Below are 26,758 nucleotides of genomic sequence, written 5' to 3'. Positions count from 1 at the left end.
GTCCTCAGCCCGCGTGGGCCGGCGCGGCGGTGGCGGTGACCTCGGCGATATGGGCGGCGAGTTCGCCGACCGTCATGGCGAGGATCTGGTCGATGTCCTTCTCGGCGAGGAAGGCGAGGAGGTCCACCGCGGTGCCGTAGCGCCGCTGGAGCCGTTCGGCCAGGGCGACGAACTCGATGCTCTCCAGGGCCAGATCGTCGTTGAAGGTCGTCGCGGGGGTGATCTCGCCGACGACGAGGAGTTCGTCGCCGCAGATGCTCACCAGCATGCCGGTGATCTCGTCCAGGATCCGCCGGATGCGCTCGGGTTGCGGGTCAGCTGCCATGGGTGGCCTCCGTGGGGGTGGGGGTGTCGGTGCCCGTACGGTCCTGGGGCCGCGGGCCGGTCCAGGCGATGACGTGGACCGCGGACCGGTCGTGGACGCGGTCGAGGTGGACGAGGCGGGCGGGGCCGTACGGGGAGCGGACGCTGAGCGCGCCCGCCGGTGCGGCCGTCACGGTCCACTCCGGCGGCCGGCCGTCCGGGCCGCCGCCCGCTGCCTTCGCCGCGGCCTCCTTGGCGCACCGGAGGGCGGTGAGCCAGTACGTACGGCCGGTGCCGCCGTGGTCGTCGTGCTGTCGGCCGAGGTCGTCCGCCAGGCGGCGTTCGGCCGGGGTGAGGGCGAGCCGTTCCAGGGCCCGGGGGTCGTCGGTGACGGTCCCGAGGGCGATGCCGACGGGGCCGGCCCGGTGGGCCAGGGCCACGGCCATCCGGTCGTTGTGGGCGAGGGAGAGGTGGATGCCGTCGGCGAGCGGGCCCTCGGGGCGGGGGTGGCCGTCCCGGTCGTCGCCGAGGGGGACCTCGGCCGGGAAGACGGGCCCGGCGCCCGCCTCCCACAGCAGTTCGCGCACCGCGTCCTTGGCCGCGATCCGGCCCAGCAGCCAGGCCGCGCGGGCGGGGGGCGCGCACCGTTCGTAGCAGGCGCGTTCGGCCGCGCCCAGATAGCGGCGCATGACCAGCTCCTGCGACGCCGGGTCCGACCAGCGGCGGCGGGCCAGGCACCAGCCGCCCGGCCGGGGTTCGCCGATGCCGCACACCTCCGGGGTGAACTTCATCGGCCACACCCGTTCGTCGGCCCCGAACCGCCGGTACGTCCAGCCCTCCAGCCGCGCCCGGACGCCGCCGTCGGCGTCGCGCAGCTCCACATCGCCGCGCACCGAGCCGGGCCGTACCGCACGGATCCGGGCGGTGGCGGCCAGCAGCGCGCCGGCCCGCGGCGGGGGCCCGTAGAGCCGTATCCGCTCCAGGGTCGCCGGGAAGACCAGCCGGTCGACGGTCAGGTTCAGCTGCATCCAGTGGCCGAGGAGCTGCCCCGCGGCGTCCAGGAGGGCACCGGGGGCGGGCAGGGCACGCAGCGTGCCGCGGATGCCGTCGGCGGCCACCGTCGCGATCTCGTGGACGCCGGCGAACTGCGGGCCGTGGAACATCCACCGGTCCCGGTAGAGGGCCTCGGCGGTGACCGGCGCAGGGGTGTCGGACGTCAGCGGCGAGGGGTCGGGGGGCGGCGGTGCCGGGTGGTGCCCGGCGAGGTGGACGGTGACGACGGCGTGGTCGCCGAGGGTCACGCGTACGCGGCCGGGCCCGGCGGGGGCGGCCGTGACGGGCAGGTCGACGGGCGGGGCGACGGGCAGCCAGCGCAGCGCCCGTACGTCGGAGTAGCCGGTGACGACGTGGCCGGGCTGCGCTTCGTGGGCGGCCTCGGCGGCCAGTTCCAGCAGGGTGGTCATGGGCACGACCGGGAAGCGGTCGGCGGGTTCGGGCCAGTGGTCGGGCTGGAGGTAGATGCAGTGGTCGCGGACGGAGGGGAGGGTGTCGAGGGAGAGGCGGCGGGTGGTGCGGCGGGGGCCGGGCTGCGGTCCGGGCGGGGCGGCCGCGGCGGCCACGGCGTGGGTCGCGGCGGTGGTTTCGGCGAGGACCGCGTCCAGGGCCTGCCGGAGGGGATCCGCGGCGGCCGGGAGGGGGTGCGGGAGCGGCCGGTCGGCGGGCGGGTGGAGCGCGAGGGTCGGCGCCGTGTCGCCGAGGCCGACCAGCGGCGAGCCCAGGTCGAGCCGGACCGTCGGCCCGCCGGCGCGGGCGGACGGCAGCAGCCGGTCCCAGCGGGGGCTCAGCCCCTCGGCCCACAACGCGGCGGCCAGGTGGCGCAGTTGGGTCAATCCGTCGCGCCGGGGATCGGCCGCCGCGACGGCGAGATGGTCCCGGCCGTGCAGGGTGTCGCCCACAAACCCGGCGGGGCTCCCGGCGCCGGCCTGGACGAAGGCGCGGACGCCGGACTCGTACAGCCGCTCGGTGAGGTCCTGGAAGCGGACCGGTTCCAGGAGGTGGCGCAGCACCAACCGGCGTACCGCGTCGGGGTCTTCCGGGAAGGGTGCGGCGGTGGTGGCCGACCATACGGGGACGTCGGGGGCCCGGAGCGGGAGGGCGTCGAAGGCGGCGCCGGTCTGGTCGAGGTAGGGCGCCCACATCGGCGTGTGGAAGCCGGAGCGGAAGGGCATCTCCTGGGCCCCGACGCCCTGTGCGGCGAGCCGGCGCACCGCCTCGGCCAGCGGCTGCGGGGCTCCGCAGATCACCGACTGGTGCGGGCAGTTGTCATGGCTGACCGCGATCCGGTCCAGGCCGTCGAGCGCCGCGGCCGCCTGTTCGGCGCCGCAGCCCAGGGCCGCGTAGACGAGGTCGGGTACGGCGAGGGAGCCGGGCCGCAGCGAGTCGAGGAAGGTGTCCACGGCCCCCGGCGGATACATTCCGGCGACCACCATGGCTGTCCATTCGCCGAGGCTGTGCCCGGTCAACAGGTCGGCTTCCAGGCCGAGTTCACGCAGCGCGCGGGCGAGGAGGCGGCCCACGGCGAGGGAGTCGACGGCCCGTTCGATCAGGCCGCTGCCGCCGGACATGCGGGGGCGGGGCAGGGCCAGGTGGTCGGCGACGTCGTCCACGCGGGGCGGCGTCTCCGCCTCCAGCCCCGGGAAGACAAGGGCCAGCCGCGCCCCCGGCTCCTCGGCGTACGGCCCGAAGAGGGGGCTCGGGGTGAACCACACGTCGCCGCGGCCGCGCCAGGGCAGATTGCGGTCGAGGATCCTGGCGGCCAGGGCGCGGCGCTGCGGGGTGGGGTCGACGAGGGCGAGGCGGCAGGGGGCGTCGTCGGAGGCGGGCCCGCCCTCGTTCACGTCGTGCAGGGCCGCGGCCAGTTCGCCGGGGGTGTGCGCGGCGAGCAGTACGGTGCGCGCGGCCTCGGTCACCCGCAGCGGGGGCGGCGGCGTGGTCGCGCCCTGCCGCCCCGGCGCCTCCTCCAGGACGGCGTGCGCGTTGATCCCGCCGAAGCCGAAGGCGTTGACGCCCGCCCGCAGGGCCGTGGGTCCGGCCTCCCAGGGCTCGGCGGCGGTGACCGGACGCATCCGGGTGTGCGCCAGGCCCTCGTGCGGCTCGTCGAGGTGCAGGGTGGGCGGCAGGGTGCGGTGGTGTACGGCGAGGGCGGCCTTGATCAGCCCGGCGATGCCGGCGGCCTGCATGGTGTGGCCGAGCATCGACTTCACCGATCCCAGCCCGATGGGCGTACGGTCCGGGCCGGGCGGCCCGAAGATCCGTGCCAGCGTGGCGAGTTCGGCTTCGTCGCCGACCGGCGTCCCGGTGCCGTGCGCCTCGAGCAGACCGAGCGCCGCGGGGTCCGTGGGGTCGAGTCCGGCGCCGGCCCAGGCCCGCTCCAACGCCCTCACCTGTCCGTCCACCTGAGGGCTCATCAGGCTCGATGCGCGTCCGTCTCCCGCCACTCCCACGCCGCGCACGACCGCATAGACCCGGTCGCCGTCCCGTTCGGCGTCGGCCAGGCGTTTGAGGAGCACGACGCCGGTGCCCTCGGAGAGCAAGGTGCCGTCGGCGCGGCGGTCGAAGGGGCGGATGTGCTGGGTGGGGCTGAGCGCGCGCAGCTGGGTGAAGACGCTCCACAGGGTGGCGATATGGCAGTGGTGGACGGCACCGGCGACGACGAGGTCGCAGCGGCCGGCGGCGAGCAGATCGACGGCCTGTTCCACGGCCAGCAGCGAGGAGGCGCAGGCCGCGTCGAGGGTGTAGGCGGGGCCTTGGAAGTCCAGCCGGTTGGCGGTCCGGGCGGCGGTGAAGCTGGGCACCAGGCCGATGGAGGCGTCCGGCCGTTCGGGCCCCAGGCTCGCCTGGAAGGCGTCCCGTACGGCGGCGATCCTCGATTCGCCCAGGTCCGGGGCGAGTTCGCGCAGGGTGCGGGCGAGCTGGTGGGCGGTGCGGACCCGCTGGTCGAGCCGGGCGGTGGCCACTCCCATGAAGCCGCCGCGGCCGAGGACGACGCCGATGCGGGAGCGGTCGTCGGGCAGCCGCTCCGGGCCGCCCGCGTCGGCGATGGCGTCCGAGATGGCCCGCAGGGCGAGCAGCTGATCGGGTTCGGCGCCCGGGACGGCGGCGGGCATGATGCCGAAGCGGGCGGGGTCGAAGGTGGCCAGATCGTCCAGGAAGCCGCCCCGTCGGCAGTAGAAGCGGTCGCTGCGGGCGGGGCCTTCGGCGCCCTGCGGGTCGTAGTAGACCTCCGGGTCCCAGCGGCCGGGCGGCACGTCGGTGATGCAGTCCGTACCGGCCGTCAGGTTGCGCCAGTACGCGGTGAGGTCGGCGGCGCCGGGAAAGATCGCCCCCATGCCGACGATGGCGGCGTCCGTGGGCCGCGGGCCGGTGTCAGGCATCGTCCGCCTCCTCGGCGGCCAGCACGACCTGGTGCGCGGTGCCGTGGGCCAGCTCGTCCAGGAGGGCGGCGACCGCGGCATCGGGGTCGAGCAGCGGGATGCCCCGGCGCGCGTAGGCGCGTTCCAGCTCCGGGGTGACCATGCCGCCGCCGGTGGCCGCCCACGGCCCCCAGTCGACGGCGAGGACCCGGCCGGGGGTCCGGGCCGACCAGGCGGCCGCGAGGGTGTCGAGGGCGTCGTTGGCGGCGGCGTAGTCGGCCTGGCCGCGGTTGCCGAAGACCCCGGCGACGCTGCCGTAGAGGACGACGAAGCCGGTGGTGTCGTCGGCGGCCGCCAGCAGATGGCGGGCGCCGTCGACCTTGGTGGCGAAGACCCGGGCGAAGGACTCGGGGTCCTTGTCGCGCAGCAGCTTGTCCTCCAGGGTGCCCGCTCCGTGCACGATTCCGTCGAGGCGGCCGTGCCGGGTCCTGATGTCCTGCACCACGGCGCGTACGGCGGCCTCGTCGGTGACATCGGCGGCGTGGTAGCGGACGGAGGCGGCAAGGGGTTCCAGGGCGGCGAGGGTGGCGGTGATCTCGCGGCGGGCCAGGACCGCGGTGGCGGCCGCCTCGATCTCGGCCGGCCGGCGCAGTCCTCGGGAGATGAGCGCGGCGCGCAGGGCGATGCGGTCGTGGGCGCCTGCGAGGGCCGGGTCCTCGGGGGCCGTGGGGACTCCCGGGTCCCCGGGGAGCGGTGTACGGCCGAGGAGTTCGATGTGGCAGCCGTGGGTGCGGGCCAGGGCGAGGGCCGTACGGGCGGTGATGCCGCGGGCGCCGCCGGTCAGCAGCACCACGGAGCCGGGTCCGAGCGGCGGTCGGCCGCCCGCGCTTGCGGGCAGGGGGGTGGGGACGGTGCGCAGGGTGGTGCGGGTGCCGTTGGTGCGGCCCACCACGACCGGTTCGCCGGGGGCGCACAGTTCGGCCAGGATGTGGGCGGCGATGCGTTCGGGGCGGTCCTTGGGGTCGATGTCGACGGCGCGGACCAGGGCGTCGGGGTATTCGAGCGCGGCGGTGCGGGCGAAGCCGCGCAGTCCGGCGCCGGGGCAGGGGTCTCCCCCGCTCGAACGGAGTGGAGAGCTTGGGGAAGGGTCGGGGGCGTCCTCGGCGGTGCGCTGCCCGAAGGTGCCGCCGGCCGCGGTGGCCAGCAGCAGCCACCGGGCGCCGCCGGTCAGGGCGGTGCGCAGCCCCGCGTACTGGCCGGGCAGTACGGCACCGCGGCCCGCGCGCAGCGCACTGAGGTCCACCACTCCGTCCGCGGTGATGTCGGCCAGCCGCTCGGCGGGGACGGTGCGTACCCGCGCGCCGTGGCTTTCCAGGAGGGCGGTCAGCGCGAGGGCCACCCCCTGGCCGTCCTCCACGACGGCGAAGTCGCGGTCCGCCACGACCTCGGCGGGTGGCCGGCTCGTGGGCGGGTCGAGGGTGGTGACCTCGATCAGGTGGCGGGTGGGGGGCCGTACGGCGGCGGGCGCGGCGGCGGGCTCGGGGACGGGGCGCGTCGGCGCGGGCTCGGGGCGGCTCGGTTCGTGGGTGGCCGGCTCGGGCTCGGGCCGGGCGGCGGCGATCCAGTCCACGATGCCGCTGATGGTCTTCACCTTCGCCAGCTGCTCCACCGCCGACTCCATCGCGCCGTCCGCATCCCGCGGCAGCCCGATCCGGTCGGCCAGCGCGCCGATGATCTCCACGCGTTTGATGGAGTCCACCGAGAGGTCGGCCTCCAGGTCGAGTCCGGCGTCGAGCATGTCGCGCGGGTAGCCGGTCCGGGTGTGGATGATCTCCCGCACGGTGTCGAGGAGCTGGTCGGCCGTCGGCCGTGCCGCCTCCCTGGAGGCCTCGGCCCCGGACTCCGCCGCGGCCGTGTCCGGTCGCGGCGCGCCGACCGGCTCCGGTACGGGCTCGGGCCGCGGCGCCGCGGCCTGGGTCTCCCCCAAGTACCGCAGTACGACGTCCCGTTGGGCGGCCACCAGTTCGCGCGCCCCGCGCAGGTACTCCAGCACCGCGGCATCGCGTTCGGAGGCCGCGCCGCCCCCTGCCGGCGCCGCCACCCGTCGCGCGGGTCGCAGCCCGCCCGGCAGGCAGGCCCCGTCGGCGGTGCGGACCAGGTGCCCGTCCACCAGCCATCCCGGGCGGCGCGGCGCGTCGGCGGGCAGCGGCCGGGTACGCCCGCGGAACAGCGCTTCCGGGTCGACCGGAACTCCGGCCGCGGCCAGTTGCGCCAGCACGTGCGGCAGCCGGGCCAGTGCGGACTCGCCCGGGACGTCCAGCGCCACGGCAGTGTGCGGGCGTTCGCCCAGGATCCGTCCCACCAGGCCGGTCAGGACGCGGCCGGGCCCGGCCTCCACGAAGGTGCGCACCCCGGCGGCGTACATGTCCTCGATCTGCTCGACGAAGCGGACCGGCTCGGCGACCTGGCCCGCCAGGGTGTCGCGCAGCGCGGCCGGGTCGGGGTGGTACGGGCGTGCGGTGGCGCCGGACCAGACCGGGAAGGCGGGGGAGGTTACGCGTGTCGCGGCGAGTTCGGCGGCCAACCCTTCGACAGCTGTGGCCAGTTGCGGGCTGTGGAAGGCGCAGGCGACCGGCAGTCGGCGCGCCTCGACCCCGGCCGCTTCCAGTGCCGTCACGGCCGCGGCCACGGCGTCGGTGGGGCCCGAGATCACGCTCTGCTCGGGCGCGTTGTGGTTGGCGACGACGACGCCGGTGCCGCCGATCAGCTCCCGTACGCGGTCCGCGGCGGCCACCACGGCGGCCATCGATCCGGGATCGTCCCCGGCGGCTGCCAGGATGGCGTCGGCGCGGCGGGCGCTCAGCCTGAGCAGCGCTTCGGTGTCGTAGGCACCCGCCGCCCACAGCGCGGTCAGTTCCCCGTAGGAGTGGCCGGCCGTGCAGTCGGGGCGGACGCCGAGCGCGGTGAGCAGGCGGTGGGCGGCGGCCGAGACGAGGCCGAGGGCCGGCTGGGCGATGCGGGTGTCGGTCACGGCGGCGTGCTGGGCCGTCCGCTGCTCGGGGGTGAAGGCGGCGGGCGGGAACATGGCCGCGACACAGTCCCGGTCCGCGTCGTCCAGGAGGCCGCGCAGCGCGGGGAAGGCGACGAACAGCTCGCTCAGCATTCCGGTCCGTTGGCTGCCCTGGCCGGGGAAGAGGAAGGAGACCAGGCCGGGGTCGGCGTGCTGCTCGCGTACGTGGACGCCGTCGGCGGCCGCCGGCGGTTCGTCCTGCCGGGCCGCGGCCAGTTTGGCGGCGAGATCGTCGAGGTCCTCGGCGACGACGCAGACCTGGAGGGGCCCGCCGCTCGCGGCGGCGGTCTCGGCGGCCAGATCGCGCAGCGGCCAGGGCCGCCCTGCGGCATCGTTGGCCGCCAGCCGCGCGGCGAGCCGTTCCATGGCCCGTACGGCGGCGGGACGGTCGGCGCCGCGGAAGCAGAAGAGTTCGGCGGGCCAGTCCTCCAGGGCGTGGGCGGGCTCCGGAGCGTCGGCGTAACCGGCCAGCACGGCATGGTAGTTGGTGCCGCCGAAGCCGAAGGCGCTCACTCCGGCGATGCGCCGCTCGGCGGGGACCGGCCAGGGCCGGGCGGCGCCGTCGGCCTCGAAGCGGAACGGCCCGGCGTCCGCCACCGGCCGGGTCAGATGCAGGGTGGGCGGCCGGACTCCGGCGTGCACGGCGCGCGCGGCCTTGATCAGTCCGGCCAGGCCCGCCGCGCATTTGGTGTGCCCGATTCCCGATTTGACCGAGCCGAGGGTGCAGCCGCCCGGTGCGGCGCCCGCGGCCTCGAACAGCTCGGTGAGGACGGCCAGTTCGGTGGTGTCGCCGACGACCGTTCCGGTGCCGTGGGCCTCGACGAGGCCGACCTCGGCGGGGCTGGTGCCGGCCCGCCGGTAGGCGCGTTCCAGGGCGCGTCGCTGCCCCTCGGGGCGCGGTGCGGTCAGGCCGAGGGACCGTCCGTCGCTGGAGGTGCCGACGCCCTTGACGACCGCATAGATCCGGTCGCCGTCCCGTTCGGCGTCCGCGAGGCGTTTGAGGACCAGGCAGCCGACGCCCTCGCCGAGCGCGATCCCGTCGGCCGCCGCGTCGAAGGGCCGGCAGTGGCCGGTGGGCGACAGGGCGCGTACGGACGCGAACATCAGGTAGTCGTTGATGCCGTTGTGCACATCGGCGCCGCCGCACAGGGCCATATCGCTGTCGTGGTCGCGGAGTTGGCGGCACGCCAGGTCGAGGGCGGCGAGCGAGGAGGCACAGGCGGCGTCCACGGTGCAGTTGGCGCCGCCGAGGTCGAGGCGACTGGCGATGCGTCCGGCGATGACGTTGGCGAGTACGCCGGGGAAGGAGTCCTCGGTCAGGCGGGGCAGTTCGGCGTCGAGGTCGGGCGGCAGTTCGCCCAGGTAGGCGGGGTGCAGGGCCCGCAGGCCGTAGGCGCCGGCCAGTTCGGTGCCGGCCTCGGCGCCGAAGACGACGCTGGTACGGGCGCGGTCGAAGTCGCGGTCGGCGTATCCGGCATCCGCGAGGGCCCTGGCGGCCGTTTCGAGGGCCAGCAGCTGCACCGGCTCGATGCCGGTGAGGGAGGCCGGGGGGATGCCGTGGGCGAGGGCGTCGAAGGGGATGGGGGGCAGGAAGCCGCCCCAGCGGGAGGGGGTGCGCTCGCCCGCCCGCGCGGGGTCCGGGTCGTGGTATGTGGCGGCGTCCCAGCGTTCCGCGGGTACCTCGGTGACGGCGTCGGCCCCGGTGACGACGTTCGACCAGAAGCGGGCGGCGTCGGGGGCGCCCGGATAGAAGCAGGCCATGCCGACGATGGCGATGTCGAGCGGCGGTGTGTCCCGCTCCTGGCGCTCCGCGGGCCGGAAGCGGCCCGCGCGCTCCTCCAGCAGCGCGCTCGCCTCGTCCGTCACGGCGCGGTGCAGCGCGGCGACGGTGGTGGTCTCATGGCGGGTGGTGGCCGCCTGGCCCAGCATGTAGAGGCCCTCGCGCAGTTGCTCCCGCTCCCCCACCGGCGTCGGCCGCCCGCCGTGCGTGTGGCGCAGGCCCTTGCTGGCGATCCGCAGCCGGCCGAGGTTGCGCCGCTCCAGCTCCTCCCACCGGGCGCGCGGGTCGGCACCGTCCGCCGCGAGCCGCCGCTCGGCCGCCGCGAACTCCTCGGCGTAGCCGGTGTCGGCGCAGCGGGTGGCATGGCCGGGGGCCGTGTGCAGCAGTACGGTCCGGTCGCAGGCCAGCGCCGTGTCCTGGAAGGCGGGGACGACGGCGCCGGTGGCGACGGCCTCCTCGGTGAAGAGGTAGGCGGTGCCCATCAGGACGCCGATCGTTGCGCCCCGTTCGGCGAGCGGGGCGGCGGCGGCCGCGGCCATGGCGGCCGACCGGGCGTCGTGCACCCCGCCCGCGAAGAGCACGTCCAGCGTTGCGGCCGTTCCGGCGTGCGCCCGGTCATGGGCGAGCAGCCGCTCGATCTGCTCCTCCCACAGCGGGAAGCTGGCCCGGGGGCCGATATGGCCGCCGCACTCCTGGCCCTCGAAGACGAAGCGGCGGGCGCCCTCGTCGAGGTAGCGCTCCAGCAGGCCGGGCGAGGGGACGTGGAGGTAGGTGCGGGTTCCAGCCGCTTCGAGGGGCGCGGCCTGGGCGGGGCGGCCGCCGGCGATGATCGCGTACTCGGGGGCGAACTCGGCTACCGCGGCGAGCTGTTCGCGCCGCAGTTCGGGCGGGGCGAAGCCGAGCAGGCCGACGCCCCAGGGCCGCTCGCCCAGGCGGTCGGCGGTCTCGGCCAGCAGCCCGCGCACCTGCGCGCCGTCCATCACGGCGAGCGCGAGAAACGGCAGCCCGCCCTCGGCGGCCACCGCGGCGGCGAAGCCGGCACCGTCGCTGACCCGGGTCATCGGGCCCTGGGCGACGGGGAGGTGGCGGGCGCCGGGGCGGGCGGCGAGCGGGCGGGTACGGACGGCCGCGGCGAGGTGGTCGGCGATGGCGGCCCGTACGGCCTGGACGATGCCGCCGGTGGTGCGGTGCCGCGCGGCGAGCCGGGCGGCGAAGGCGCCGTCCTGGCCGAGCGGAAGCGGGTCGGTGGGCAGGTCCGGGCGGACGAGGACCCGGCGGCCCGCGACGAGGGTGGGCTCGCTGCCGTCCATCGCCCGGAGCGCGGCGGCGACCGCACGGGGCAGTCCGTCCTCGCCCTCGGTGGTGAGCGCGAGCTGGGCGTCGAGGAGGACGCCGGATGCGCCGCCGGCGACGGCCGCGGCGGCGGTGTGCGGGCCGATGCCGCCGGCCGCGAGGACCGGGACGGTGAGGTACGGATCGGCCAGTACGCGCTGGAGCAGGATGCAGGTGGTGAGGTCGCCGACCCGGCCGCCGGATTCATGGCCGCGGACGACCAGCGCGGCGGCTCCGGCGGCGCCCGCCGCCGCGGCCTCCTCGGGGGTGGTGACCTCGGCCCATATCCGGCGGCGGCCGTCCGCGGCCCAGTCGGCGGCCGCTCCGTACGTCCGGGGGTCGGCGAGCAGCACGGTGTCGACCGTCTCGGGCAGGTCGGCGGGAGTGAGCGGGCACCCCACCGGGACCCGTACGCCATGGCGCAGCCGGCCGAGCCGGGCGAGCGCCGCGCGCGCCGGGCCGGGGTCCCGGCCGAGGTCCAACAGGCCGAGTGCGCCCGCGCGTTCGGCCGCCGCGACGATCCGTTCGCCGGGCTCCTCGAACGGCGAGAGCGCCACGACGACGTCGCGGTCACGGCCCGTGCCGGGAGCCGGGGCGGGACGGGGAGAGCGGGGAAAAGGGGGCGGGGGGACCACGGGCGCTCCTTCTCGGGCCTGGGGGACGGACACACGCACCACTGCCACCTGCGGTAACCAGCGGTAGCCCGCTGATGCCGCGTTGCATCGTGGAGCCCCCCTCGTGCACTGTCAACGCCCGTACTTCGGACAGGAGTTCGGCGCCGGAGCGTCGTAGCGGGCGGTCCGGAGCGCCCCTTCGGCCCGGGATCCCGCCCCCGACCTGCGCGCCTTGCCCGCGCGCCGCCCGCCTTGGTACACCGGCCCGAGGGCGGGCGCCGCCCCGGCCCATACCCGAACGGTATGGTTCGGTGCCGACCGGGAATCGACTTGACGACGCCAGGTCATCGCGCCGCCACTCTGCCGACGCTCCTTTTGTCTTACGGGTTCACCCCGCTGCGGCTACCGTCCGCCCATGGCCCTCACCCTCCAGCAGCTGCGTTATCTCGTTGCGGTCGCGGACTGCCGCTCCATCACCGCCGCGGCCGCCGCCGTCTACGTCGCCCAGCCCGCGCTCTCCCGGGCCGTCCAGGCGCTGGAGCGCGACCTCGACGTGGAGCTGGTGACGCGTAAGGGCCGGGGTGTGGAGCTGACGCCCGAGGGGGCCCGTGTGGTGCGGCTGGCCCGTACGGTGCTGGCCGCCGTGGACGCCATCGAGGACATCGGCGCATCCAACGGCGGCGGGTCCCGGGAGAAGCTGTGTGTGGTGGCCACTCCCACCCTCGCGATCGATCTCGCGGCGGATCTGCTGCCCGCCTTCACGGCGCGGCACCCCGAGGTCGATATCCGGCTGCTTCAGCACGACAGCCGGGAGGCGCTGGTGCAATGCCTGGCGAGGGGGTCGGCGGAGCTGGGCCTGGTGGATCTGCCGGTGGACCACGAGCTGTCCTCGCACCATCTCCAGGAGCGGGAGGTGGTGCTGATCTCGCCGCCCGGCTCCGCGCTGCCCGACCCGATGCCGTTCCATCGGCTCAACGGCCTGCGGCTGGTGCTGCCGACCCGGGGCACCGGCAGACGCACGGAGCTGGAATCCATGTTCAGCCATCTGCGGGTGCGCCCGGTGGCCGCGCTGGAGGTGGACGAGCGGCTGGCGTGGGTGGCGAGCGTGCTCGGCGGGCACGGTTCGCTGATCTGGTACCGCGATATGGCCTTACGCACCTTCGGCTCGCGCGCCGAGGTGCGCTCCTTCACCCCCGCCCTGCTGCGCCCGGTGGGCATCGTGCATGCGCGCAATCAGCTGAGCCGCCCGGCCCGCGCGTTCCTCGCCCATGCCCAGCACAAGGCGCCGGTCCGCGAGCCGTCGCGCTGACGGCGGGTGGACCGGCGTACTATACCGGCGCGTTATCGCTCCCATGCTCAACGGGTGGCGACCAACCGCTTGGCGCTTCGACCGTCCACCGCCACATTGAGCCCATGTCCTCACTCCCCGCAGTGTTCCTGGCCACCGCCGCGCTCGCCGTCCCGCTCGCCGGTGACCCCGTCTCCGTATCGTCCGCGCCCCGGCCCCCGGCACACCGGGCGCACCGGGCCGCGCCCGAGCGCGCCTGCACGCTGCCCGCCGGGCTCAAGGAGCTCAGCGGCCTGGGCGCCAGCACCAAGCACCCCGGCATCGTCTACGCGCTCAACGACAGCGGCAACACCAACCAGGTCTTCGCCGTCGACTGCTCCGGCGCGACCGGCCGGCTCAAGGCCATTTTCACGCTCACCGGTGCGACCAACACCGACTGGGAGGCGATGGCCGTCGGCCCCGACGAGAGCGGGCGGCCCTCGATCCATGTCGGCGACATCGGCGACAACTTCGCCGGCCGCGCCGAGATCTCGGTGTACCGCTTCGCCGAGCCCGACACGCTGGCGAATGCGACGGTGTCGCCGACCACCTTCCGCTTCACCTACGCCGACGGGAAGCACGACGCCGAGTCGCTGCTCCTCGATCCGACGAATCGTCAGATGTATGTGGCGAGCAAGGTGCTGGGCGCCGCGGGCAAACTCTACAAAGCGCCGCTGCCCCCGCAGTCCGGCCAGGTCAACAGCCTCACCCCGGTGCGCAACGCCCCGTCCTGGACGACCGACGGCGCCTACTCCCCCAGCGGGAAGTCCTACGTGCTGCGCAGCGGCGGCCCCTTCGGGCCGAACACCGGCTATGTGTACGACGCGGCCGGCACCAAGCTCGCGGAGGTCGCGCTGCCCGCCCAGCCGCAGGGCGAGACGGTGACCTACGCCGACTGCAGAACCCTGCTGGTGGGCTCGGAGAACGACAGTCAGCTCTGGCGGGTGCCGCTGCCTGCGGAGGCCGCCCCCGGCTGCTGATCCCTCAGCCGGACGTGACCGCGGCGGGGTTGGCGCAGTGTGCCAGCGGCTCGCCGCGCAGATAGCGGCCGACGTCCCCGGCGGCGATCTTGGCGGCCTTGTGTGCGACCTGCCGGCTGCCGCCCGCGATGTGCGGGGTGAGGACGACGCCGGGGGCGGTCAGCAGCCGGGAGCCGGCGGGCAGCGGCTCCTCGGGGAAGACGTCGAAGCCGGCGCCGGACAGCTGCCCGGAGTCCAGCGCGTCGCAGACCGCGTCGTAGTCGAGGAGCGCGCCGCGGGCGCAGTTGACCAGGACGGAGCCGCGCGGCAGGGCGGCGATCTGGTCGCGGCCGATCATGCCCGTGGTCTCCTCGGTGACGCGGGCGTGCAGCGAGACGATGCGGGAGCGGGTGAGCAGCTCGTCGAGGGAGACCTGTTCGGCGATGCCGGCCAGCGCCTCGTGCCGTACGTACGGGTCGTGGACGAGGACCTGGGCGCCCATCGCGGCGAGGACCTTGGCGACGCGGCTGCCGATGGCGCCGTAGCCGATCAGGCCGATGGTGGTGCCGTCGATCTCGATGCCGCAGTTGTCGTAGTCGTAGTAGTCGCCGCGCCAGACGCCGCAGCGCAGGTCGGTGTGGGTGTCGCCGACACCGCGGGCGGCGGCGAGCAGCAGGGTGAGGGTGTGTTCGGCGGTGGCGGTGGCGTTGCGGCCGGGGGCGTAGCAGACCGCGACGCCGTGCCGGGTGGCGGCGTCGAGGTTGGCGTTGACCGGGCCGCCGCGGCTGGTGCAGAACAGCTTCAGATCGGGGCAGTTGGCGAGGATGCGCTCGGTGAGCGGGCCGTGTTCGGTGAGGCAGATCTCGACGCCCTTGAGCGCGTCGATCATCTCGTCCTCGGTGCCGGAGGCCTCGATGACCTCGGCGACCGGGCCGAAGGGCGTGTGCGGCCAGCCGAACTGGATCTCCCGTATGTCCAGCGGCGTGTCCCCGGCCGCGGTGCGCACCGCCTCGGCGAACAGGCTCGGTCGGATGAAGTGGTTACCGGCGGCGAGGACCGTGGTGGTCATGTGGGGCTTCTCCTGAGGGGTGGTGGTGCGGTCAGCGGAAGGCGGGAGCCTGCGTCAGGGCCGGGGCGTTGAAGCGGAGCAGGGCGGTGTGCCCGTGCTCGCTGCGGATCTCGGTGAGGGCGCCGTTGTCCAGCCGGGGGAAGACCCGGCGGTAGTCGGCGAGGGGGATGCCGAGGAGGTGGCAGAGCAGCAGCCGGAGCAGGGTGGAGTGGGCGACGACGAGGATCCGGCCGTCGGGCTGTTCCCGGCCGAGGTCGGCCAGGCAGGCGGCCGCGCGCTCGGCGGCCCGCCGCGGGTGCTCGCCGTCGGGCAGATGGCGGTCGACCGGGTCGGCGAGGAAGGCCGCGAGCCGATCGGGGAAGGCCCGGCGCATCTCGTCCCTGGTCAGGCCCTCGCCCCGGCCGAAGTCGAGTTCGTAGAGCCGCTCGTCGATGCGCGGGGTGAGGCCGCAGGCGTCGGCGGCGGGGGCGGCGGTGAGCCGGGCGCGGGCGAGCGGGGAGCTCCAGACGGCGGTGAGCGAGGCGGTGGCCGCCCAAACGGCGAGGGCGGCGGCCTGGTCGCGGCCGTGGTCGGTGAGCGGGACATCGGTGCGGCCGGCGTAGCGGTTCTCCGCGTGCCAGACGGTCTCACCGTGGCGTACGAGGATGAAGTCGGTCACGAAGCGGCCCTCCTGCGGGCGTGATCGGCCACGGCGTGGTCGAGCCAGCCACGGGCGGTGAGTTCGTCGAGGAAGCGGAGGTAGAGGGGGAGGTAGCGGGCGGTGCGGTCCGGTGACGGCTGGATCTCGGTGTCGATGCGGACCATGGCCGCGGCCGCCTCCTCCAGGCCGACGCCGGAGGACGTGGCGGCGAGGACGGCCATGCCGACGGCGCCCTCGGCGTGTTCGGGCAGGCGTACGGGGCGGCCGAGGACATCGGCGCGCAGCCCGCACCAGTAGCGGTTGCGGGTGCCGCCGCCGGTGAAGGTGAGCGGTCCGTCGACGGGCGCGCCGAGCAGGTCGAGATAGTCGAAGCAGAGCCGTTCCAGGCAGGCGACGCCGAGGAGGTAGGCGTGGAACTGGGCGGCGCGGGTGGGGACTTCGCCGACGATGAAGGGTTCGGCGTCGGGGGCGCTGAACGGGAAGCGCTCGCCGCCGGTGGAGACCAGGGGGTACGCGACCGCGTCCGGGTCGAGGGCGGCGGCCTGCGCGGTGAGCACGTCCAGGTTCTCGCTGTGGAAGTACTGGGAGATGACGCCCGCGCCGCTGCTGGAGGCGCCGCCCGGCAGCCAGCTTCCGCCCGGCCCGCGGTGGCAGTAGACGACGCCCGCGGGGTCGCGGACCAGGTGCGGGCTGGCGCCCTTGAGGACGAGGGTGGTGCCGAGCACCGAGTTCCAGGCGCCGGGTGCGAGGGCTCCGGCGGCGATCTGGGCGGCGCAGCCGTCGGTCATCCCGGCGATGACGGGGGTGCCGAGAGGGATTCCGGTGGCCTCGGCGGCGTCCGCGCACACGGTGCCGAGCGCGGTGCCGGGCCGTACCACATCGGGCAACAGCCCCTCGGGTACGCCGAGTTCGTCCATCACCTTCCCCGGCCACCGTTCCTCGATCAGGTGATAGCCGGTCTTGAGGGCATGGCTGGCATCGGCGGCGACCTGGCGCCCCACCAGCTTCCAGGTGATCAGGTCCACCTGGTGCAGCAGCCGGGTCCCCGCGACGCCCGCGGCCGGTACGTGGTCCAGCAGCCAGCGGAGTTTGGGCAGCGCCCAGGACGGCTGCATGCTGCGGTAGCCCAGCTCCCGCCAGACCTCCGCGCCCGCCTCGTTGACGGCCGTGACCTGGGTGTCGGCGCGCCCGTCGTCGTACATCAGACCCTGGGTGAGCGGCGTTCCCCGGTCGTCGGCGAGCAGGATCGTGCCGGAGGTGCCGTCGACGGCGAGGCCGCGGACGCGTCGCGCGTCGATCCCGTCCAGGACGTCCCGGCAGGCGGCGGACAGCGACGCCCACCACTCCTGCGGGTCCTGCTCATGGCGCCTGCCCTCGCGGTGGCCGGTCAGCGGGCGGGCGGCGGTGGCCAGGACCTGGCCGGTGCCGTCGACGGCGGCGCAGCGGGCGCTCTGGGTGCCGAGGTCCAGGCCCAGCCAGATGCCGTCGAGGGTGGGGGTGCGGGGGTCAGACACGGATGCCTCCGAGGGGTGTGGCGACGCGGGGGTTTCCTCGCCATACGGCGCCGCTGCGCCAGCCGGCCTCGCGGGCGAGGCCGCGCCAGCCGAGGAAGTCCTCGTAGAGCGCGGTGTAGAACGCCGCACGCTCCGGGTCCGGCTGCCAACTCCGTTGCATCCGGACGTACTTGGCGGCGGCGCGATGCATGCTGGACTCGGCGCCGGTACGGACCAGACCCGTCAGGAAGGCACCCTTGGCACCGAGTTCGGTGTCGCCGGAGCGGGCGGTCGGCACGCCCGTGGCATCGGCGATCAGCGCGCACCAGGCGTCGCTGTTGGCTCCGCCGCCGCACAGCCGCAGCTCGCTGATGTCCGTACGGGCGGCGGCCAGCGAGTCGCGCAGGACCAGGGAGAGGCCGTCGAAGACGGCGCGGGCCAGGTCGGCGGGGGTGTGTTCCAGGGACATGCCCCAGAAGGAGCCGCGGGCCCGCGGGTCCAGGAACGGGGCGCGCTCGCCCGCCGGGGAGAGGTAGGGCAGGAACGACAGCCCCCGGGCGCCGGGCTCGGACGAGAAGGCGAGCCGGGCCAGCTCGGGCGGGCCGGACAGGTGCAGCAGCCGCGCCGCCCAGCCGAGCACCTCCGCACCGTTGAGGGTGGGGAAGGCGCGCAGCACGCGTTCGCGGCCGCGGTAGGCGATGTTGACGCCGGAGGGTTCGCCGCCGGTGTCGATCTCGGTGCGGACGATCTCGGTGCACAGCGTGGTGCCGAGGATGCTGCAGGCCTGGCCGGGGTTGACCACGCCGACGCCGCGGGCGGTGGCGGCGATGTCGTACGGGGACATCACCACGGGCAGCCCCGCGGGCAGGCCCAGCTGGTCGGCGGCCGGGCCGGTCAGCTCGGCGATGCGCTCGGACTCCCCCAGCACGGTGGGCAGCAGTCGCCGGTAGGCGCTCAGACCGAACAGCTCGAGGATGCCGGGGTCGTAGTCGCCGGTGGTGTGGTCGAGGAACGGCGCCGAGGCGTCGGACTCGTCGCTCGCCCGGATGCCCGTGAGGCGCAGGAAGAGCCAGCCGGCGGCGGTGAGCGAGGTGGCCGAGCGGGCGAGCCGGTCCGGGTCGTGGGCGGCGAGCCAGCTGAAGAGGGCATTGGGCATGCCGGTGCAGGTCAGCGAGCCGTTGCGGCGGAAGGCCGCCTCGAGGACGCCGTCCCGCTGCCAGGCGGTGAGCAGGTCCCCGGCGCGCCCGTCGGACCACAGGATGGCGGGTCCGGTGGGGCGGCCACGGTCGTCGACGAGCCAGGCGCCGTCGCCCTGGGCGGTGAAGGACACCAGCCATATGGGGTCGGCGAGCCCGTCGAGGACGTCGCGGACGGTATGGACGACGGCGCTCCAGACGGCCTCCATGTCCTGTTCGGCCCAGCCGGGGTGCGGGCGCAGGACCTCGGTGGCGCGGCGGGCGACGGCGATCTCGGTGCCCTGGTCGTCGAAGACGACGGACTTGATCACCGTGGTGCCGACGTCGATGGTCAGTACGGACATCAGTGGGGTCCTCTCACGCCGGGGCCGAGGCGGCGGCGGGCGCACCGGTCGGCGGTGCGCCGTCCGCGGTGGGCGACTCGTCCGGCAGCTTCAGGAAGAGGGCGAGAACGGTGCTCACCGCGTACATCCCCGCGAAGATCCAGACCACACCTTCGACACCGAGGGGTCCCACGAACGCCGCGACCACGGCGGGGCCGACGAAGGTGCTGGCGCCCGCGCCGAGGTTGAGCGCGGCCAGCGCCTGTCCCTTGTGCCGCGGTTCCATCGTGGGCACCAGCGCCGAAAGCGGTACATATCCCGCCAGCGTAGCCCCGTAGAAGGCGGCCACCACCAGGGCGAGCGGGAAGTTGGCGCCCGCCGCGTTCGGTACGTAGTAGAGCAGCAGGGTGCTCAGGGTGCAGCCGGCGCCGCCGAACCAGGCGATGGTGCGGCGCCAGCCGAAGCGGTCGCCGAGCACGCCGAACAGCAGGTTGGCGAAGATATTGGTCGCGAACATCGCGCTGAGCAGATGCAGCCACTGGGTGAGGTCGAAGCCGACGGTCCTGGTGAAGTGGATCGGCATGATCACGAAGAAGCCGAACTGCGAGGCCGTGTTGATGACCCGGACGACGGAGCCCGTGCCGACGCGGGGGTTGCGCCACAGGATGGTGATGCTGCCCAGGAGCGTGCCCAGCGGGCTGCCGGTCCGCGGCTGTCTGCCGCCCCGGTCGTCCCGTACCAGCAGCAGGGCGATCAGGCCGCCCGCGGCCACCAGGACGAGTGCGGCCCACAGGGTGGCGTAGGCGCCGATGCCGGGAATGAGGCCGCTGGCGACCAGCGAGCCGAGCGTGGGCAGGCCGCCGGTGAAGGCGAACCAGAACCAGCCCATGGCCGTGCCGAGGCGGGCCCGGGGTGCCACCGCGGCGATCCAGACGAGGAATCCGTAGGCGAAGAGCGGATAGCCCAGGCCGCGCAGGCCGTAGGCGAGGAGCATCAGCGGATAGCTGGCCGTGGGGAGGGCCAGGGCGAGGAAGAGCAGCTGGAAGACGGCCCAGATGCCCAGGCCGGTCCACATGACGCGGCGCGGGCCCCACAGGTCGGAGAGCACTCCGGAGAGCCAGGCCGCGACGGCGGCGGCGATCCCGTAGACGGTGAACAGCAGCGCGACGCGGGACTCCGAGAAGCCCTGGTCGGTCAGATACGGCGAGAGGTAGCCGGACTCGACCCCGTCTCCGATCATGAAGAGGAGCAGTCCGAGGTATCCCCACAGGAGGGTCGGTGGGATGCCCAGGCGGGTGATCAGCGAACGCGACGGAGAATTCGGCATCGAATCTCCCTTTCTGCGGCGGCTCGGCAGGAGGGGCGAACGGAGCGATGGAACCGCCGGGCGGAATCGGGCGTCAATGGCCGCCGGAATCTTCGCATCGGCGCCACGACCAGCCATGTTGCGTCGTACCGGAACCGCATGTGGACAGGGCCGCCGCCCCGCGCGCAGTGTGAGATCCGTGCGAACATAACGCGGCGAATTCACGCGGGGACGGGACGGGAGCGAGCGCGATGGACCGGGTCGAGGCCCAGGAGGAGCGGCGGCGGCGGATACGCGAGCGCGTCATCGCCAGCGGTTTCGTGCGCACCTCGGACCTCGCCGAGGAGTTCGGCGTCAGCCTGATGACGGCGCACCGCGATCTGGATGCGCTCCAGGCGCAGGGCTGGCTGCGCAAGGTGCGGGGCGGGGCGACCGGGCTGCCGTCGGCGCAGTTCCACGGCAGCGTCGCGGAGCGGATGGCCACCATGGCGGCGACCAAGCAGCAGCTGGCGCGGGCCGCGGCGACGCTGCTGGTCCCCGGGCAGGTGGTGCTGCTCGACGACAGCACCACCTGTCTCCTCCTGGCTCACCAGGCCGCCGAGCACACCCCGCTGACCGTCATCACCAACTCGCTCCCGGCCATCACCACCCTCGCCAAGGAGCCCGGCATCTCACTGATCACGCTGGGCGGCGCCTACTTCCCGGCGTATGACGCCTTCATGGGGCTGCACACCGCGGACGCGGTACGGGCCTTCCGCGCCGATGTCCTGTTCCTGTCCACCACGGCCGTCATCAACGGCCGCTGCTATCACACCTCGCCGGAAACGGTGCAGGTCAAGCGGGCGATGATGGAAAGCGCGGCGCGCCGGGTGCTGGTAGCCGACCACACGAAGTTCACCAAGGACGGGCTGTACGCCCTCGCTCCGCTGACCGACTTCGATCTGCTGATCGTGGACGACGGTCTCCCGGCGGAGCAGATACGGACGGTACGGGCGCGCGGCACCGAGGTGATGGTGGTACCGCAGCGGCCGTAGGGAGTGCCTCGCCGATCGGCGGTTCCGGACGCACCGGCCCCGGGCACGGGGGTCCCGAGCACCCGGCCCCGGGCGGCATCTCAGTCGATCGCGTGGTGCACCACGGGAATATCCGCCCCGGCCCGCCACGTTGTGGCCCCGCAGGGGGCGCCGGCGTCCCCTACGGGATGTGTTCGACCGCCCCCCAGGTCTCAGCCCAGCCCCAGCCCCAGCACCCCGGGCTCGGCGGCCAACTCGCGGAAGGCCGCCCGCGGGTCCTCGAGGAGCTTGCGCTTCTCGAGGTCGAGCAGGCCGCATACGGCGCTCAGTTCGGCGGCCACCGTGCCGTCGGTCTTGGTCACCGTCTGCTCGATGACGAAGGTCTTGCCCTCGCCCCACACGAACGCGCAGCTGACCTCGACCTCGTCGCCGGCCCGCAGCTCGCGCCGGTAGCGGATGGTCGTCTCGACCGTCACCGGGCCGACGCGCCGCTCCACCATGGCGCTCTGCCGGATACCGCCGGCCTGGAGCAGCGACCAGCGGGCGTGCTCGGCGTACTGGAGGTAGACGGCTTGGTTGAGATGGCCCTGGGTGTCCGTCTCATAGCCGCGGACGGTGATCCCGACGGCGAACGGCCTCGCGGTCTCCCCCGTACCCTGCGCGCCTGCCGCGCCCGTCGTATCCGCCGCATCCGTCGTGTTTGCCACGTTCTCTCCCGCTCCCCGTAGGCGCCGGCCCTCCGGGCTGACGCGTCAGACCTCATGGGCCACTCGCGTCACATGGTAGGTGCCGGGGACCGGCGGCCGGGAGTCTTCCGCGGCGGGCACGGTCAGGAGCCGCCCATCCGCAGCGTCAGGTCCCATTTGGCCAGCGCCTCGTCGACCGGCTGGAAGATGGTGACGGTGTCGCCGCCGCCGTCGCTGCAGGTGGCCGTGCCGCCGCCGGAGTGCAGCCCGACGGCCTTCGGGGTGGCGGGCTGGGTGACGTACGAGCCGCCCGAATCCCCGGGCGCCGAGCAGGCGTTGGTGAACGACAGCCCGTCGACGATGGCGGTGCCGTAGTCCACGGTCTGCTCGGTCCGGGTGATCTCGCCGCAGTGCCAGCCGGTGGCCTCCCCGGAGTGGCAGACGGACGTGCCCGTCACGCCCTCCTGCGAACCGGTCACGGCGACCGGCTGCCCGCCCTGGCCGGCCACGTTCGGCGACAGGCGCCAGCCCGGCCCGTTCACGGTGACCAGGCCGAAGTCCCCCTCGTGTCCGATCACGCTGTGGTGCCCGCCTTCGTTGGAGGTGCCCACCAGGCTGCCGTCCTTGCCGTACGCGGGCTGATCGGCGTCGTTGGTGCAGTGACCGGCCGTCAGGAAGCCTTCGAAGCCGGCCGCGCCGGTCACCGAGAAGCCGATGGAACAGATGCCCTCCTGGCCGGGCATCCAGCGCTCGCCGCCGATGACCGTGCCGCCCTGCTGACGTGGCGACTGGTCGCTGCGCTCGATGGTGACGGGGATCCGCGGATGGGCGGCGAGCGAGCGTACGGCGTTCTCGAAGGCGTCCGTCGCGGCGCTGCCGGCCCGGCGGTCGACGCGGACCACGACGCCGTTGGCGCGCTCGTCCACGCCCCAGCCGGTGACGCCGGGCACGCCGTTGCCGGCCCTGGTGCCGATCTGCCGGACGAGTTCCGTGAGCTCGGCGCGGCTGTGCTTGACGGTCTTGGGCAGCGCCCCGGCGGCCCGTACGCGCTCCGCGTCGGTGGCGACGGTGACCGCGACGATCAGCTTGCCGACCGTCTTGTCGAACCACATGCCGGCCGGTGGCGCGGTCAGCACCCGGCGCACCGCGACGGCGGCCCGCTGCGCCTCGGCCTCCTGCGCGAGCCGGGTGCGGGCCTGGTCGGGCGTCAGCCCCAGGTCGCGGCGCATCGCGTCGAGCATGCCGCGGGGCGAGGGCTGGGGCGTGGGGTCGGGCTGCGGCGCGGCGTGCGCCGGACTGAGCGGGCCTGCGGCGGCCATGACGGCGGCCATGGTCGCGCCCCAGAGAGCGGCCTTGCGGAAGCGGCGGTGCATCGGGGATCTCCTCGCGGGGTCGAGTACGCGTCGATACCGGTGTGCCGAGCCTCGTCGACCTGACGGCGTGCGGCATCGGGAAGATCCCTTGCATCATGGGCCGGTGGCATCACCCTCTTGTCGTCAAATCCCCGTGCCCTGCGGCCCGGAGGCCCCGGCGCGGCTGCCGGCGGTCATCCGCAACGTCAGCTACTCGGTCGCCCGCCATCCGGGAGCGGCGACACCTGAATGCCCGTCACCCTCGGGGGACCTCGCCGCCGATCTGGCCGGGGGCGCGAACTGCCGGCGCCACACCTGTGCCGTACTGCGGTATTTCGGCCTGACGGTCCCGCCGCTGCGGTCGGCCGAACCGTGGGCGGACGAGCCGGCGGCCGTGCGCGCCGCGCGGCCGCGTCATGTGCGCTTGCCGGGCGCCGAGCGGGCGGTCGGTGCCGGTGGGCGAGGGGCGGCGTCTTGCGGCCGCGGGGCCGGACGGCGGTTGAGCAGCACCACGCCGAGGACGGTGACCGCGCCGCCGGCCAACTCCGTCGGATGCGGTACTTCGTTGAGCCAGCCGAAGGCGACGAGGAGGGCGACCGGCGCGACGAGGTAGAGGGCCCCGGTGGAGGTGGCGAGGGGGAGCCGGGCGACCGCATAGCCCCAGATCACGAAGCCGAGGGCGGACGGCAGCAGCCCCAGGTACACCGCCGGGACCAGGGCGTCCACCGGGGCGGCGGCGATCGTCCGGGCGGTGTGCGGGGCCAGCGGCAGCGCGAAGAGCGTGCCCGCCCACATCGCGTACGCCGCGACCTCGAGGCCGCTGTAGCGCCGCAGCAGCGGCTTGGTCGCACAGTGGTACGCGCCCTGGACGAGGGCGGCCGCCAGCACCACCAGGGCGCCGGGCGAGAACCCGGTGGAGCCGCCGCCGAGGGAGACGACGGCGGCTCCGGCGAGGGCGGTGAGGCTGCCGACGACCACTCGGCGGGTGATCGGCTCGGCCAGGAAGGCGCCGGCCAGCAGCACGCTGAAGACCGGTGCGGCGGCGATGAGCAGACCGGCGGTGCCGGCCGGGACGTGCACCTCGCCCCAGTTGAGCAGCACTTGATAGGCGGTCATCCCGGTGACGCCGCACAGCGCGATCAGCGGCAGATCGCGCGCCCGGGGCAGCCGTACGCCCAGGAACGGGGCGACGGCGGCGAGCGCGAGCGAGGCGACGGCCAGGCGGAGGAAGGACAGCGTGGCGATGCCCAGGCCGGCCACGCCGACGCGGATCGCGGGGAAGGCCGAGGCCCACAGGACGACGGTGCCGGCCAGCGCGGCCGTCGTGGCGAGGCCGCGGGGAGCGCGGGGAGCGCGGGCGTCGAGGGGTTTGCGGAGGCTGCGGAAGGTCACGGGTCCAGCGTTGCGGCTACGATGCAATAGATCCAGTGACTGTTTTTTACGTGATCGATAAGGTGAGCTTCTTGCTTGAGGTGCGTCGCCTTCGCCTGCTGCGGGAGTTCGCCGTCCATGGCACCGTCGCCGCGGCCGCCGAGGCGCTGTGTCTGACCGGCCCGGCCGTCTCCCAGCAGCTGGCCGCGCTGGAGAAGGAAGCCGGCGTCCCGCTGCTGGAGAAGCACGGGCGGACGCTCCGGCTGACGCCCGCCGGGCGGCTGCTGGTCGATCATGCGGAGGTGATCCTCGGCGGGCTGGCCGCGGCCGAGGCCGAACTGGACGTCCTGCGGGGCGGCGGCCACGGCCCGGTCCGCGTCGCGGCGTTCCCGTCCGCCGCGCGGGTGCTGCTCCCGGCCGTATGGCGGCGGCTGGCCGGGGCGGTGGATCTCACCCTGGCCGAGCACGAACCGGAGCCGGCGATCGAGGCGCTGCGCCGGCGCGAGGCGGACATCGCCGTGGTCAACGCCTACACGCTGGTGCCGCGCGATCTGCCGCCCGGTTGCGAGCAGCACCATCTCCAGGACGACCCGGTCCTGCTCGCGCTGCCGCCCGAGCTCGCCGACCGGCTCGGCCTCGCCCCCGACGAGCCGGTCGACCTGGCCCGCTTCGCGGAGGAGAAGTGGCTGCTGCCGCTCCCGGAGACCGCGTGCGACGAGCTGACCCGGCGCGCCTGCGGTGCGGTCGGGTTCGTGCCGCGGCCCCTCGTGCTGGCCGGGGACTTCTCGGTGCTCACCGCCCTGGTCGCGGCGGGCGCGGGCGTCACGCTGGTGCCTCGTATGGCGCTGCCCGCGGCGACCGACCCGATCCGTCTGCATCCGCTGATCCGGCCGGTCAGCCGCTCGATCTATGCGCTCACGCCGACGGGCACGGCCGAGCAGCCGCAGGTGCGCCGGGTGCTGGGGGCGTTGCGCGCGGTCGCCGCGCGGCCGTGAGCGCGGGCGGTCAGAAGCCGCCGTCGAAGCCCCCGCCACCGCCACCGCCGTCGAAGCCGCCGCCGTCGCCGAAGCCGCCCCCGAAGTCGTCCGAGTTGAAGTCGGATCCGGAGAAGTCGCCGCCCTCGGTTCCCGTGGGGCCGCCGAAGTCCGCACCGTAGGCGTTGGTGGACATCATCATGTTGCCGAGCAGGGTGCCCACCAGGAGGCCGGGCAGCAGGCCGCCGCCGAAGTAGCCGCCGGCCCAGGGTGCGTAGGCCGGGCCCGCTTCCCAGTAGGGGCGGTCGCCGTGCTCGGTGCGGACCGTACGGGCCAGCGGCTCGCGGCCGTCGTCCAGGCGGCTCTTGTCGGCGGCGCAGACGGGTACGGTGCGCTGCGCGCCGCCGGCCGGCGCCCATGGGACGTCGACGACCGACGGGCCGTGCCGGGGGTCGAAGAAGCAGGGCAGCCGGCGCTCGGGCAGGGGTGCGCCGGTGCGGCGGGCGGCGAGGGTGGCGAGCGAGAACCTGCCGTCCTCCAGGGCGGTGGTCACCGCCTGGACGTCGCCGGGGTGCTCGGCCCGGGCCATCGCCGACTTGGCGTTCTCGTACGCGTCCAGCGCATGGGTGTAGTCCGCGCGCATCGCGTCGTCGGCGCCGTGCTCGTCGGGGCTGAAGTCGAGCCGGTCCAGCTCCTCGCCGAAGGCGGTGATGTCCTCGTCGACGACGACCCGCAGGTCCTCGAGCGCGGCGCGTTCCTCCTCGGCCCGCTTGCGGCGGTTGCGGCGGGCGATGGCGTACGCGCCACCGCCGCCGATGACGACCAGCGCACCGAGCCCGATGGCGGCTCCGGTGCCGAGGCCGGAGGTGTCCGCGCCGCCCCAGGAGGACGGGGCGTGGCCGTTCGCCTGCTGGTCGGCGATGTCGACGAAGCTGTTCAGGCGCTGGGAGACCGTGGGGTAGTCGGAGCGCTTGACGGAGCCGACCAGGTTCTGGACGGAGCTGTGCGGCATCACCCGGGCGTCGGCGCCGGCGTTGAAGGCGTTGCCGAGCTCCACGGCGTACACCCCGCTGATGCCGACCTTGGTGCGCAGGTCCTGGAGCAGCGTCTTGGACGGGTACTCGGCGGCCCGGGGCAGTACCGCGACAAAGATCGGCTTACCGGAATTCTTGATCTTCTTGGCCAGCGCGTCCGCTTCGGCCTTGGGGAACTGGCCGGAGGCGCGGGGATCGACGTAGACCGGGCCCTGCTTGAGGGCCGCCGCGGCCGCGTCGAGTCCGCCGGCGGCGCGGGCGCCGGGTGCCAGCGCCGTGACCACCGCGAGCAGGGCGGCCACCAGCAGGAGCACCGGACCGAACAGCGTACGACGGGTTGCGGTCTTCATGCATATGACGCTACCCGAACCGCACTTTCAGGACATCACCGGCGACGGGGGCCGGTGCACAGCGCTCGCGGCGGCCGTTCGGGTGGCCGGAAAACGCCCGTCGCCGGTGGAGTGTCCCCCGGCCGGTGCGCCCTGTCGCGGCGGGCATGTCCAT

At 74.7% G+C, this 26,758-nt stretch carries 16 protein-coding genes; 4 read left to right on the top strand and 12 right to left on the bottom strand.

The features are described 5' to 3' along the window. Positions 1-4: 4 nt before the first annotated feature. Genes ACIGWZ_RS00600 through ACIGWZ_RS00590 form a run of 3 tightly spaced genes read right to left on the bottom strand, consistent with a single transcriptional unit; the run spans position 5 to position 11,532 of the window. A complete protein-coding gene (locus ACIGWZ_RS00600; RefSeq protein WP_400059296.1) occupies positions 5-325 on the bottom strand; it encodes an acyl carrier protein in 321 nt (106 codons plus the stop codon). Continuing rightward, positions 315-4,736: a beta-ketoacyl synthase N-terminal-like domain-containing protein gene (locus ACIGWZ_RS00595; RefSeq protein WP_400059294.1), complete on the bottom strand. Its 4,422-nt coding sequence runs from the start codon at positions 4,734-4,736 to the stop codon at positions 315-317. The genes ACIGWZ_RS00600 and ACIGWZ_RS00595 overlap by 11 nt, the downstream gene beginning before the upstream one ends. Next, positions 4,729-11,532, bottom strand: coding sequence for an SDR family NAD(P)-dependent oxidoreductase (locus ACIGWZ_RS00590; protein WP_400059292.1), 6,804 nt, complete (start codon positions 11,530-11,532; stop codon positions 4,729-4,731). The genes ACIGWZ_RS00595 and ACIGWZ_RS00590 overlap by 8 nt, the downstream gene beginning before the upstream one ends. A 394-nt stretch (positions 11,533-11,926) precedes the next feature. On the opposite strand from ACIGWZ_RS00590, the gene ACIGWZ_RS00585 reads away from it, so the two are divergent. Further along, positions 11,927-12,820, top strand: a complete 894-nt coding sequence (locus ACIGWZ_RS00585; RefSeq protein WP_400059290.1) for a LysR substrate-binding domain-containing protein — start codon at positions 11,927-11,929, stop codon at positions 12,818-12,820. Between the two features lie 104 nt (positions 12,821-12,924). Continuing rightward, entirely contained in the window at positions 12,925-13,818 is an 894-nt protein-coding gene (locus ACIGWZ_RS00580) for a hypothetical protein (protein ID WP_400059288.1), read from the top strand. Positions 13,819-13,822: 4 nt separating this feature from the next. Here ACIGWZ_RS00580 and ACIGWZ_RS00575 read toward each other — a convergent pair whose 3' ends face one another. Genes ACIGWZ_RS00575 through ACIGWZ_RS00555 form a run of 5 tightly spaced genes read right to left on the bottom strand, consistent with a single transcriptional unit; the run spans position 13,823 to position 19,845 of the window. Continuing rightward, a complete protein-coding gene (locus tag ACIGWZ_RS00575; protein ID WP_400059286.1) occupies positions 13,823-14,866 on the bottom strand; it encodes a 2-hydroxyacid dehydrogenase in 1,044 nt (347 codons plus the stop codon). A gap of 31 nt (positions 14,867-14,897) precedes the next feature. Then, positions 14,898-15,524 carry a histidine phosphatase family protein gene (locus ACIGWZ_RS00570; protein WP_400059284.1) on the bottom strand — a complete coding sequence of 209 codons (627 nt, stop codon included), beginning with the start codon at positions 15,522-15,524 and terminating at the stop codon, positions 14,898-14,900. Then, positions 15,521-17,020: an FGGY-family carbohydrate kinase gene (locus tag ACIGWZ_RS00565; protein WP_400059282.1), complete on the bottom strand. Its 1,500-nt coding sequence runs from the start codon at positions 17,018-17,020 to the stop codon at positions 15,521-15,523. The genes ACIGWZ_RS00570 and ACIGWZ_RS00565 overlap by 4 nt, the downstream gene beginning before the upstream one ends. Then, the gene (locus ACIGWZ_RS00560; protein ID WP_400059280.1) at positions 17,013-18,539 is read right to left on the bottom strand and encodes an FGGY family carbohydrate kinase; all 1,527 of its coding nucleotides are present in this window, start codon (positions 18,537-18,539) and stop codon (positions 17,013-17,015) included. Before ACIGWZ_RS00560 ends, ACIGWZ_RS00565 begins: the two co-directional genes overlap by 8 nt. 13 nt (positions 18,540-18,552) lie before the next feature. Further along, a complete protein-coding gene (locus tag ACIGWZ_RS00555; protein ID WP_400059278.1) occupies positions 18,553-19,845 on the bottom strand; it encodes an MFS transporter in 1,293 nt (430 codons plus the stop codon). Between the two features lie 230 nt (positions 19,846-20,075). Between ACIGWZ_RS00555 and ACIGWZ_RS00550 the strand changes: the two genes are divergently transcribed. After that, positions 20,076-20,858 (top strand): DeoR/GlpR family DNA-binding transcription regulator, encoded by a 783-nt coding sequence (locus ACIGWZ_RS00550; protein ID WP_400059277.1) that lies wholly within the window; start codon positions 20,076-20,078, stop codon positions 20,856-20,858. A 191-nt stretch (positions 20,859-21,049) separates the two neighbouring features. Here ACIGWZ_RS00550 and ACIGWZ_RS00545 read toward each other — a convergent pair whose 3' ends face one another. The 3 genes from ACIGWZ_RS00545 to ACIGWZ_RS00535 all read right to left on the bottom strand — a co-directional run bounded on the left by ACIGWZ_RS00545 (position 21,050) and on the right by ACIGWZ_RS00535 (position 24,267). Then, positions 21,050-21,457, bottom strand: a complete 408-nt coding sequence (locus tag ACIGWZ_RS00545) for an acyl-CoA thioesterase (RefSeq protein WP_400060745.1) — start codon at positions 21,455-21,457, stop codon at positions 21,050-21,052. A 209-nt stretch (positions 21,458-21,666) separates the two neighbouring features. Next, entirely contained in the window at positions 21,667-22,896 is a 1,230-nt protein-coding gene (locus tag ACIGWZ_RS00540; protein ID WP_400059275.1) for a S1 family peptidase, read from the bottom strand. 393 nt (positions 22,897-23,289) lie between these two features. Then, positions 23,290-24,267, bottom strand: coding sequence for a DMT family transporter (locus ACIGWZ_RS00535; RefSeq protein WP_400059273.1), 978 nt, complete (start codon positions 24,265-24,267; stop codon positions 23,290-23,292). 80 nt (positions 24,268-24,347) lie between these two features. Between ACIGWZ_RS00535 and ACIGWZ_RS00530 the strand changes: the two genes are divergently transcribed. Further along, a complete protein-coding gene (locus ACIGWZ_RS00530; RefSeq protein ID WP_400060743.1) occupies positions 24,348-25,241 on the top strand; it encodes a LysR family transcriptional regulator in 894 nt (297 codons plus the stop codon). Between the two features lie 10 nt (positions 25,242-25,251). On the opposite strand, the gene ACIGWZ_RS00525 is transcribed toward ACIGWZ_RS00530, so the two are convergent. Further along, positions 25,252-26,604, bottom strand: coding sequence for a hypothetical protein (locus ACIGWZ_RS00525; RefSeq protein WP_400059271.1), 1,353 nt, complete (start codon positions 26,602-26,604; stop codon positions 25,252-25,254). Between the last annotated feature and the right edge of the window lie 154 nt (positions 26,605-26,758).

The organism is Streptomyces sp. NPDC053427, from assembly GCF_044544985.1.
Classification (GTDB): domain Bacteria; phylum Actinomycetota; class Actinomycetes; order Streptomycetales; family Streptomycetaceae; genus Streptomyces.
This window is presented reverse-complemented; position numbering and strand designations above follow the sequence as displayed.